12 protein-coding genes are annotated in these 9,403 nt (G+C 76.6%); 6 read left to right on the top strand and 6 right to left on the bottom strand.

Going from position 1 to position 9,403, the window contains the following annotated elements; all coding sequences use genetic code 11:
- From FA014_RS15395 to FA014_RS15385, 3 genes are all read right to left on the bottom strand, one after another.
- Positions 1-431, bottom strand: a 431-nt coding sequence (locus FA014_RS15395) for a PadR family transcriptional regulator (RefSeq protein WP_230323227.1), incomplete at its 3' end; no start/stop codon positions are given.
- On the bottom strand, positions 431-1,273 hold the full coding sequence (locus tag FA014_RS15390; RefSeq protein WP_154730532.1) for a DUF4097 family beta strand repeat-containing protein: 843 nt from the start codon (positions 1,271-1,273) through the stop codon (positions 431-433). The genes FA014_RS15390 and FA014_RS15395, both read right to left, overlap by 1 nt.
- A gap of 126 nt (positions 1,274-1,399) precedes the next feature.
- On the bottom strand, positions 1,400-2,488 hold the full coding sequence (locus tag FA014_RS15385) for a type IV pilus twitching motility protein PilT (protein ID WP_154730531.1): 1,089 nt from the start codon (positions 2,486-2,488) through the stop codon (positions 1,400-1,402).
- Between the two features lie 131 nt (positions 2,489-2,619).
- Here FA014_RS15385 and FA014_RS21080 point away from each other — a divergent pair, with 131 nt between their 5' ends.
- On the top strand, positions 2,620-2,694 hold the full coding sequence (locus FA014_RS21080; protein WP_370521008.1) for a 50S ribosomal protein bL37: 75 nt from the start codon (positions 2,620-2,622) through the stop codon (positions 2,692-2,694).
- Positions 2,695-2,768: 74 nt separating this feature from the next.
- On the opposite strand, the gene rsrA is transcribed toward FA014_RS21080, so the two are convergent.
- On the bottom strand, positions 2,769-3,071 hold the full coding sequence (gene rsrA / locus FA014_RS15380; RefSeq protein ID WP_154730530.1) for a mycothiol system anti-sigma-R factor: 303 nt from the start codon (positions 3,069-3,071) through the stop codon (positions 2,769-2,771).
- Positions 3,068-3,829: a sigma-70 family RNA polymerase sigma factor gene (locus FA014_RS15375; RefSeq protein ID WP_328288212.1), complete on the bottom strand. Its 762-nt coding sequence runs from the start codon at positions 3,827-3,829 to the stop codon at positions 3,068-3,070. The genes rsrA and FA014_RS15375 overlap by 4 nt, the downstream gene beginning before the upstream one ends.
- A 114-nt stretch (positions 3,830-3,943) precedes the next feature.
- Between FA014_RS15375 and FA014_RS15370 the strand changes: the two genes are divergently transcribed.
- The 4 genes from FA014_RS15370 (at position 3,944) to hisN (ending at position 7,879) form a co-directional block, all read left to right on the top strand.
- A complete protein-coding gene (locus FA014_RS15370) occupies positions 3,944-4,522 on the top strand; it encodes a DoxX family protein (protein WP_154730529.1) in 579 nt (192 codons plus the stop codon).
- 76 nt (positions 4,523-4,598) lie between these two features.
- A complete protein-coding gene (gene aroA / locus FA014_RS15365) occupies positions 4,599-5,900 on the top strand; it encodes a 3-phosphoshikimate 1-carboxyvinyltransferase (protein WP_154730528.1) in 1,302 nt (433 codons plus the stop codon).
- Between the two features lie 31 nt (positions 5,901-5,931).
- The gene (gene rsgA / locus FA014_RS15360; protein ID WP_154730527.1) at positions 5,932-6,978 is read left to right on the top strand and encodes a ribosome small subunit-dependent GTPase A; all 1,047 of its coding nucleotides are present in this window, start codon (positions 5,932-5,934) and stop codon (positions 6,976-6,978) included.
- A 106-nt stretch (positions 6,979-7,084) separates the two neighbouring features.
- A complete protein-coding gene (gene hisN, locus FA014_RS15355) occupies positions 7,085-7,879 on the top strand; it encodes a histidinol-phosphatase (protein ID WP_154730526.1) in 795 nt (264 codons plus the stop codon).
- 54 nt (positions 7,880-7,933) lie between these two features.
- On the opposite strand, the gene FA014_RS15350 is transcribed toward hisN, so the two are convergent.
- Positions 7,934-8,419: a DUF6912 family protein gene (locus FA014_RS15350; protein WP_154730525.1), complete on the bottom strand. Its 486-nt coding sequence runs from the start codon at positions 8,417-8,419 to the stop codon at positions 7,934-7,936.
- 7 nt (positions 8,420-8,426) lie between these two features.
- Between FA014_RS15350 and FA014_RS21025 the strand changes: the two genes are divergently transcribed.
- Positions 8,427-9,248 (top strand): Rv3235 family protein, encoded by an 822-nt coding sequence (locus FA014_RS21025; protein WP_328288211.1) that lies wholly within the window; start codon positions 8,427-8,429, stop codon positions 9,246-9,248.
- Positions 9,249-9,403: the final 155 nt, after the last annotated feature.

The following is a 9,403-nucleotide window of genomic DNA, read 5'->3' as shown; positions in this document are numbered from 1 at the left end:
CCCGCCGCGGCGCCCGCCCGCGGGTCCCGGGTCCGCAGCGCCGCCGCCCGCGCCTGCTGCGCCGCCGCGGCCATCTCGGCCCGCATCCCGGCCATCGACCCGGCGACCTCGGTCCGCACCTGCGCGGCGAGCTCCCGGACCACGTCGGCGAGCTCGTGCTCGAGCGCGGCGAGCTCGGCGCGGTGCGCGTCGACCTCCTGGCGGCCGCGGTCGGTCAGCGCGTACAGCGTCTTGCGACCCGACTCCGTCCGCGCGACCAGGCCCTCCTCCTCCAGGCGCGCGAGCCGGGGGTACACCGTCCCGGCGCTCGGCCGGTAGGTGCCGCCGAACCGGTCGGACAGGGCCCGGATGAGCTCGTACCCGTGCCGCGGGCCGGCCTCCAGGAGCGAGAGCAGGTACAGCCGGAGCTGCCCGTGCCCGAACACGGCCATCAGGCGTCGCCCGCGTCCACCACCGGCTCGGCGAGCGGCGCGCCGTGCAGCACCGTGAGGTGGCCGGACACGGTCTGGGAGTAGACGTAGCAGGTGGCGCGGTCGTCGCGCAGGTCGACCGTGGTGCGCCCGGGCCGGCGGTCGCCGCGGTCGACGCCGTCGACCACCACGCGGCCGGAGACGCTGCGCGCCTCGACGCCGACGCCGTGGCCGGCGGGCAGGCGCACCGCGACGTCCCCCGAGACGGTCCGGACGTGGCACACGGAGGTCGGGGCCAGGCAGTCGAGCGTGACCTCGCCGGAGACGCTCGTGACGGAGACCCGGTGCAGCGCGCCGGAGGCGGTCGCCGCGCCGGAGACGGTGCCGATCGACAGGTCGCCCAGGTGGTCGCGGACCACGACGTCGGAGGAGACGCTCTTGGCGGACAGCGCGCCGCGGGTGCCGTCGACGACCACCCCGCCGCCGACCGTCGACACCGTGGCGTCCTGCTGGACCCCGGCGAGCAGCAGGTCCGCGTTCACCGAGGCGAGCGACGCCACGACCGCCTGCGGGACCGCCAGGTGCACCTCCACCCGGTCCCGCTGGCCGGGCCCGCGGAGCCGCTCGAGGAAGCCGTCGATCCCGGTCACGGACCGCACGCCGGCCCACAGCGCACCGTCCGCGTAGGTCACCTCGAGCGGCGAGCCGTCGACCCGGTGCACCTCGAGGCGCGCCCCGGTGATCGTGGGGTCGTCGTGCGCGACGACGTCGACCCGCCCGCCGCTGACCTGGACGCGCAGCGAGCGCACGTCCTCCACCTCGATGATCTGCGGGCCGATGACGACCCAGGACTCCGTGGCCATGACGTTGCTCCTCCGCATCGAGATATATCGCGTTCGGACACGCTATATCGCGTCTGCGGTCCCGGCAAGGGCTGCCGCGGGCCGGGTGGGGGCTCGACCTGGGGCCCCCGCGCCGGCGCCCGGCGGTCACGCGATCAGGCCGACCGACCGCAGCTCGACGGTGAGGTCCTGCGGGTTCGTCGCCACGCCCAGCGCCTCGTCGTAGGTGACGGTGCCGTCGGCGACCAGGCGCACCAGGTGCTGGTCGAAGGTCTGCATCTTGTAGTAGTCGCCCTGCTTGATCAGGTCGAGCAGCGGCTCGCTGCCGGCGGGGTCGACGATCGCCTCGGCCGTGCGGCCGGTGTTGACCAGCACCTCGACGACGGCCGTCCGGCCGCCCCCGTCGGCCTTGCGGACCAGCCGCTGGGAGACGATGCCGCGCAGCGCCTGGGCCAGCGCCACGCGGATCTGCTGCTGCTCGTGCGGCGGGAAGAAGTCGACGATCCGGTTGACCGACTCGGCGGCGTCGATGGTGTGCAGGGTCGACAGCACCAGGTGGCCGGTCTCCGCGGCGGACAGCGCGGCGCGGACGGTCTCCACGTCGCGCATCTCGCCGACGAAGATCACGTCCGGGTCCTGCCGCATCGCGGCGCGCAGCGCGACGGTGAAGTCGGCGGTGTCCTGCCGGATCTCGCGCTGGGAGACGATCCCGCGCTTGTCCGGGTGCAGCACCTCGATGGGGTCCTCGATGGTGACGATGTTGGCCTCGCGCACCGTGTTGATCAGGTCGATCATCGACGCCAGCGTCGTCGTCTTGCCGGAGCCGGTGGGTCCGGTGACGAGCACCAGGCCCCGCGGCTCGAGCGCGAGCTCCCCCAGCACGTCGGGCAGGCCGAGCTCGGACAGCGACTGCGCGCCCATCGCGACCAGGCGGAACACCAGGCCGTAGGTGCCGCGCGCCTGGTACGCGTTCACCCGGAACCGGCCGACGCCCGACAGCGAGAACGCGAAGTCGGCCTCGTGCGTGCGGACGAACGTCTCGGTCAGGTCCTCGGGCAGCACCTCGCCGAGCATGTGCTCCGTGTCGCGGGGCCTGAGCACCGGCACCTGCAGCCGGCGCAGCCGGCCGTCGACCCGGACCCGGGGCTCGGAACCGACCTTGACGTGCAGGTCGGAGCCGCCGGCCTGGGCCAGGGCGTGCAGGAGGGGGACGACGGACTGCGGCTGCTCGCTCACACCGGTCTGATCGGCCGGTACGCCCCCGTCCTTGAACCATCGGTGCGGACGAGCAGCGCGGATGTGGGACCATGGAGGGTCCCCGGGCGGCTGTACCGCCGTGCCGGTCAGTCTCACCAGGGAGAAGTTCCATGAGCAAGCGTGGCCGCAAGCGCCGTTCCCGCGCCGGGAACGGCGCCAACCACGGCAAGCGCCCCAACGCCTGAGCGTCGGGCGGCGCAGCCGCACAGCACGAGGGCCCGGTGCGACGCACCGGGCCCTTCGTCGTGCTCGGGGCGGATCAGGGGGTCCGCGTCACCCGCAGGGTCGTGAGCTGCGCGTGGATCTTGACGCGCAGGTCCGCCGGGGCCTTGTCCTGGCAGCAGCGCTTCACGAGGTCCTTGAGCATCGTCTCGACGGCGATCTCGTCCAGGCACGGCCGGCAGTCCTCGATGTGCTGCCGCACCTCCTCGGCGTCCCGCGGCTCGAGCTCGCGGTCCACGTAGGCGAACAGCCGCCCCAGCGCCTGCTCGCACTCCGGGCCGCAGCCCCCCGCGTCCCCTGCCGCCGGCGTCGACGTCCCCGCGGCGTCCCAGCCCGTCATCGTGCCCTCCTCGACGATCCCGTGCCGTCCCCGCCCTCGGCGGTGGCGGCGCCCCCTGCCGGTACGAGCCCCCGGTCGCGCGCGTAGTCGGTCAGCATGTCGCGCAGCTGACCCCGCCCGCGGTGCAGCCGGGACATCACCGTCCCGATCGGGGTGCCCATGATCTCGGCGATCTCCTTGTAGGCGAACCCCTCGACGTCCGCCAGGTACACGGCGATCCGGAAGTCCTCCGGCAGCCGCGCGAGCGCGTCCTTCACGTCCGAGTCCGGCAGGTGGTCGAGCGCCTCCGCCTCGGCGGAGCGCAGGCCCGTCGAGGAGTGCGACTCGGCGCGCGCGATCTGCCAGTCCTCGATCTCGTCGGCCTGGGACTGCTGCGGCTCGCGCTGCTTCTTGCGGTACGTGTTGATGAACGTGTTGGTCAGGATCCGGTACAGCCACGCCTTGAGGTTCGTGCCCGGCCGGTACTGGTGGAAGGCGGCGAACGCCTTCGCGAACGTCTCCTGGACCAGGTCCTCGGCGTCCGACGGGTTCCGGGTCATGCGCAGGGCGGCGCCGTACAGCTGGTCCAGGTAGACCAGCGCCTCGGCTTCGAACCGCTCGCTGCGCGCCGCGTCGTCCTCGGACTCGGGGGCGCGTGTGGTGTCCTCGCTCATCACCACCGAGCCTAGTGCGCGCGCGGGCGCCGGGCCGCCCGGGCGGGGCAGCACGGCGACGCCGCCGGTCACGGCCGGTGGCCGGTCGAGGGTGGAACAGCTCATGGACGGCACAACGTGAGGGGCCCCCCGGGGCATTCCCGGGGGCGTGGGGCCGGTCGCGCCGCTAGGTTGGACGGCAGGCGTCCGTGCGTCGCGGACGGCCCGGAGGAGGACGTCATGCTGCTGCGCCGCATCGCCCGACCGCTGTTCGCGTCGTGGTTCCTGAGCGAGGGGGTCGACGCGCTGCGCCGGCCGACCGCGCACGTCGCGGTCGCGCGGGGTGCGGTCGACCGGTTGACCGCCACCGTGCCGCGGGGCGCCCTGGGCGGCGCGCTGGACGCGTACCGCCACCCGTCGGACGCGCAGCTCACCACCGTGGTCCGGGTGCACGGCGGCGCGACGGCGCTCGCCGCCCTGCTGCTCGCGACCGGGCGCGCGCCCCGGGCGTCCGCCCTCGCCCTGGCGGCGCTCACCCTGCCGCTCGCCGCCGCGGACGCGCCCGCGTCCCGCAAGGAGCGCGGCCAGCTCACCGAGCAGGAGAAGAAGGACCGCAAGGCCCGGTTCCTCCGCGGCCTGGCGCTGACCGGGGGTGCGTTGATCGCCGCCGCCGACACCGCCGGCCGGCCGTCCGTGCGCTGGCGCGTCGAGCACGCCCGGGCCACCCGGGCCGCCGCCGCCAGGACCGCCGCCGCCGCGGCGACGGCCGCCGCCGCGAAGAAGGCGGCCTCGAAGAAGATCGCGGACGCGGTGCACTGACGGGCGGCACGAGCACGGCGCCTCGCGGACCGGACGCCCGGCCCGGGGTCCCGCGCGCCCCCGATAGCCTGACGCCATGAGCTCCGAGGTCCTCCCCGCCACCGCGCCCGACTGGCCCGCCCCGACGGCGACCGGCCCCCTGGACGCGACCGTCGAGGTCCCCGGGTCCAAGTCGCTCACCAACCGCTACCTGGTGCTCGCCGCCCTCGCCGACGGCCCGGGGCGGCTGCGCGGGGCGCTGCGGTCGCGGGACACGCTGCTGATGGCGCAGGCGCTGCGCGACCTCGGCACGACCATCGAGGACGACCCCGCGGCCCCCGGCGACTGGCTGGTCACCCCGGGCGCGTTCCGCGGGCCGCGCGCGGTCGACTGCGGCCTCGCCGGCACGGTCATGCGGTTCCTGCCGGCCGTGGCCGCCCTGGCGGACGGCGACGTGCGGTTCGACGGCGACCCCGGGGCGCGGGTGCGCCCGATGGGCCCCGTGCTCGCGGCGCTGCGGGCGCTCGGCGTCGGCGTCACCGAGCACGGCAAGCCGGGCCGCCTGCCGTTCACCGTGACCGGCACCGGCTCCGTCGAGGGCGGCGTCGTGGACGTCGACGCGTCCGGCTCGTCGCAGTTCGTGTCCGGCCTGCTGCTGACCGCCCCGCGGTTCGCGCGCGGCCTGACGATCCGGCACACCGGGCCGACGCTACCGAGCCTGCCGCACATCGAGATGACGGTCGCCGCGATGCGGGCGGCGGGCGTGGTCGTCGACGACTCCGTGCCCACGGTCTGGCAGGTCGAGCCGGGCCCGGTCGCGGCGCGGGACGTGCGCGTCGAGCCCGACCTGTCGAACGCCGCGCCGTTCCTGTGCGCGGCGCTCGTCGCCGGCGGCACCGTGCGGGTCCCCGGCTGGCCCGCCGCGACGACCCAGCCGGGCGGCCTGCTGCCCGGCATCCTGGAGCAGATGGGCGCCACCACCCGGCTCGACGGCGACGTGCTGTCGGTGACCGGCACCGGGACGGTCCGGGGCGTCGACCTGGACCTGCACGCCGCGGGCGAGATCGCACCGACGATCGCCGCGATCGCCGCGCTCGGCGACTCCCCCACCCGGCTGCGCGGCATCGCGCACCTGCGGGGGCACGAGACCGACCGGCTGGCCGCCCTGTCCGCCGAGATCACCCGGCTCGGCGGGCAGGCCGAGCAGACCGCCGACGGCCTGGTGATCACGCCGCGCCCGCTGCACGCCGGCACCGTCCGCACGTACGCGGACCACCGGATGGCGACCTTCGGCGCGCTGCTCGGCCTGGCCGTGCCCGGCGTGCTGGTCGAGGACGTCGCCACGACCGCGAAGACCATCCCGGACTTCGTGGGGCTGTGGGACGGGATGCTCGCGTGACCGGGCCCGCGACGAGCGGGGGCCGCTGACCGTGGCCCGCCGCGCGCTCGACGAGTCGGACGTCCGGGTCCGGCCGAACCGCCGGGGCACCCGCCCCCGGACCAAGACCCGCCCGGAGCACGCCGACGCCGACCGGGCGCTGGTCACCGGCGTCGACCGCGGTCGGTACACCGTCCTGGTCGACCCCGACGGTCCGGACGAGCGCGTCGCCGTCGCGATGAAGGCGCGCGAGCTGGGCCGCGAGCGGGTGGTGCCGGGCGACCGCGTCGACCTCGTGGGCGACACGTCCGGGGCGGGGGGCTCGCTCGCGCGGATCGTCCGCATCGTCGAGCGCAGCACGGTGCTCCGCCGGACCGCCGACGACACCGACCCGGTCGAGCGGGTCATCGTCGCCAACGCCGACCAGCTCGTGGTCGTCACCGCCCTCGCCGACCCCGAGCCGCGGACCCGGATGATCGACCGGTGCGTCGTCGCCGCCTACGACGCCGGCATGGACGTGCTCCTCGCGCTCACCAAGGCCGACCTCGCGGACCCCGCCACGCTGCGGGCGCTGTACGAGCCCATCGGCGTCCGGGTCGTCGTCAGCTCGCGGACCGACGAGGCCGCGATCGAGGGGCTGGACGAGGTGCGCGCCGCGCTGGCCGGGCGGGTGTCGGTCCTGGTCGGGCACTCCGGCGTCGGCAAGTCGACGCTGGTGAACGCGCTGGTGCCGGACGCCCTGCGGGCGGTCGGCGTGGTCAACGACGTCACCGGCCGGGGGCGGCACACGTCCACCTCGGCCGTCGCGCTGCGGGTGCCCGGGGAGCCGGGCACCTGGGTCATCGACACCCCGGGCGTGCGGTCGTTCGGGCTGGCGCACGTGGACCCCGACCACCTGCTCGGCGCGTTCGCCGACCTGGCCGAGGTCGCGGCGGAGTGCCCGCGCGGCTGCACGCACGCGGCCGACGCGCCGGACTGCGCCCTGGACGAGTGGGTCGAGGCCGCCCCCGACGACGAGACGCGCGCCGCGCGGACCGCGCGGGTGGACTCGTTCCGGCGCCTGCTGGTCAGCCGCTCCACCGCCCCCGACGCGGGCTGACGCACCGCCCCGGCGCCGAGCCCGCAGCAGCTGCGGGGTTCGCGCGCCGGGAACCCCGCGGGTGCTGCGACCTCGGCGGACGTGCTCGGCCCGATAGGTTGGGCCCATGACCCGGTACGACGACGACCTGCGCCTCGCCCACGTGATCGCCGACCAGGTGGACGGGCTCACCATGTCGAGGTTCAAGGCGCAGGACCTCCGGGTCGAGACGAAGCCCGACCTGACCCCCGTCTCCGACGCCGACCGCACCGCCGAGGAGCTCATCCGCTCGCAGCTGGCCCGGGCGCGGCCGCGCGACGCCGTGCACGGCGAGGAGATGGCGGACACCGGCCACGGCCCGCGGCGCTGGGTGGTCGACCCGATCGACGGCACCAAGAACTTCGTCCGCGGCGTGCCCGTCTGGGCGACCCTGATCGCGCTGCTCGACGGCGACGAGGTCGTCGTCGGCCTGGTGAGCGCGCCCGCGCTCGGCCGCCGCTGGTGGGCCGCCGTCGGGTCCGGCGCCTGGACGGGGCGCTCCCTGGCGGCCGCGACCCGGCTCCAGGTGTCCGAGGTCGGCCGGCTCCAGGACGCGTCGCTGTCCTACTCGAGCCTGAGCGGCTGGGAGGAGCAGGGGCGGCTGGACCACTTCCTGGACCTGACCCGGAAGGTGTGGCGCACCCGCGGGTACGGCGACTTCTGGTCGCACGTGCTGGTCGCCGAGGGCGCGGTCGACCTGTCGGCCGAGCCCGAGCTCGCGCTGCACGACATGGCCGCGCTGGTGCCGATCGTCACCGAGGCCGGCGGGCGGTTCACGTCCGTCCAGGGTGTCGAGGGGCCGTTCGGGGGCAGCGCGCTCGTGAGCAACGGGCGCCTGCACGGGGCGGCGCTGCAGGTGCTGGACCCGCTGATCGAGCGCTGACCCGCTCCGGGGCCGGCGCCGGTCCCCCGACGCGCGGCGGCGCCGGGGTCCGGGTCAGCGCGGGATGCCCGCCAGCTCCGTCGCGTCGTACCAGAGCAGGTCCCGCTCGGCGAGGGAGTCGAGCGCGGCGTCGTCGCCGTCCAGCGCGCGGGCGACCTCGTCCTTGGCGGCGGGCTCGTCCACGTGCGCGCACACCACCTCCGCCAGCGTCGCCGGGGCCGTGAGCGTCACCAGGCTCGCGGCCTCGTCGTCCACCCCCGCGCCCTCGTCCGGCGCCCCGTCGCGCACCGCGTCGTCCGGCACCTCGACGGTGACGACGAGCCGCAGGCCGGGCGCGTCCGGGCGGGACGCGAGGAGCACGAGCGCGTCGTCGGCGGCCATCAGCTGCGCGGCGAACTCGACGCCCTCCTCGTCCTCGTCGGGCAGCAGCGCGGTCAGCGCCGGCGTGACGGCGTGCGCGCGGCGGGGCGCGGCGAGCGGGCCGCGGCCGCCCAGCAGGTCGTCGAGCTCGTCCAGGGTGGCAGGCAGGTAGAGGCGCACGGGACCAGTGTGCCGCCCGCGGCCGCCACCGGGCACATCGCGGACGAATCCGGGCGAGTCCCGCGCGTCGCGCGCGACCCGCCGGCGGTTGTCCCCAGGTGGCGCGAACCACGGTGGCGCGAGGGCGTGGGTGAGCGGTACATCTGGGCACGGCGGGGGCCGAGCGACGAAGGAGGTCACCCATGAGAAGGCACGTCACCAGCGCGACCACGACCGGCATCCCGTGAGCACGGCGGTCCGGGTGCGCCTCGTCCCCGCTCCCCCGCCGCTCCGGGCGGGCGCGCAGGACGGCGCCGACGTACCCCCGCCCCGCACCGCCGCGGGTGCTGCCGACGACGCTCCGCCGGGCGCGGTGCGGCAGGGGGTCGTCCCGGCGGCGCCCGGCAGGACGCGTCCCCGGGCACCGGCCGGTCCGGCGCGCGACGTCGGGGGCGGGGCGCCGGAGCTCGACCCCCGGCAGGCGTGCTGCATGGTCGCGCTGGCGGCCGTCGAGGTGCTCGCGGGCCACCGGCCGCTGGCCCAGCTCGCGCGCTGGCTCACCCCGGACATCTACGACGGCCTGGCCCGGCGCGCCGTCCTCACCGCACCCGGGACGCGGGTGCTCGACGCGGCCGCGGGCGCGCACGACCTCGCCGGCGACCCGACGGACCCCGTGCCCGCAGGGGTGGCACGGCGCCCGTCGGTCCGGCGCGTCCGCGTGCACCGGGTCGACGCGCACACCGTGGAGTCCTCGGTGGTGGTCGCGCACGCCGACCGGGTCCGCGCGGTCGCCGTGCGGCTCACCCGGTCGACCGGGCGCTGGCGGGCGTCGGCCCTCGTGGTGGGCTGACGCCGGCGGCTCGGTCCGCGGCGCCCGCGGCCCGGGACGCGACGACGCCGCCCGACCCTCCCCGAACGGGGTGGGCGGGCGGCGTCGGCGTGCGGGCGCTCGGTCCCGGCGGTCAGCCCCGGCGGCGCTGCTGCTTCGCGGCCTTGCGGCGTGCC

This window comes from Cellulomonas hominis (assembly GCF_005239125.1).
GTDB classification, from domain to species: domain Bacteria; phylum Actinomycetota; class Actinomycetes; order Actinomycetales; family Cellulomonadaceae; genus Cellulomonas; species Cellulomonas hominis_A.
This window is presented reverse-complemented; position numbering and strand designations above follow the sequence as displayed.

Bases quoted from the DNA above. Each gene is read 5' to 3' on its own strand.
- rsrA (WP_154730530.1), bottom strand. From the start codon at position 3,071: ATGACGGGCTGGGACGCCGCGGGGACGTCGACGCCGGCGGCAGGGGAC.
- FA014_RS15370 (WP_154730529.1), top strand. From the start codon at position 3,944: ATGCTGCTGCGCCGCATCGCCCGACCGCTGTTCGCGTCGTGGTTCCTG.
- FA014_RS15390 (WP_154730532.1), bottom strand. From the start codon at position 1,273: ATGGCCACGGAGTCCTGGGTCGTCATCGGCCCGCAGATCATCGAGGTG.
- FA014_RS15375 (WP_328288212.1), bottom strand. From the start codon at position 3,829: ATGAGCTGTTCCACCCTCGACCGGCCACCGGCCGTGACCGGCGGCGTC.
- aroA (WP_154730528.1), top strand. From the start codon at position 4,599: ATGAGCTCCGAGGTCCTCCCCGCCACCGCGCCCGACTGGCCCGCCCCG.
- hisN (WP_154730526.1), top strand. From the start codon at position 7,085: ATGACCCGGTACGACGACGACCTGCGCCTCGCCCACGTGATCGCCGAC.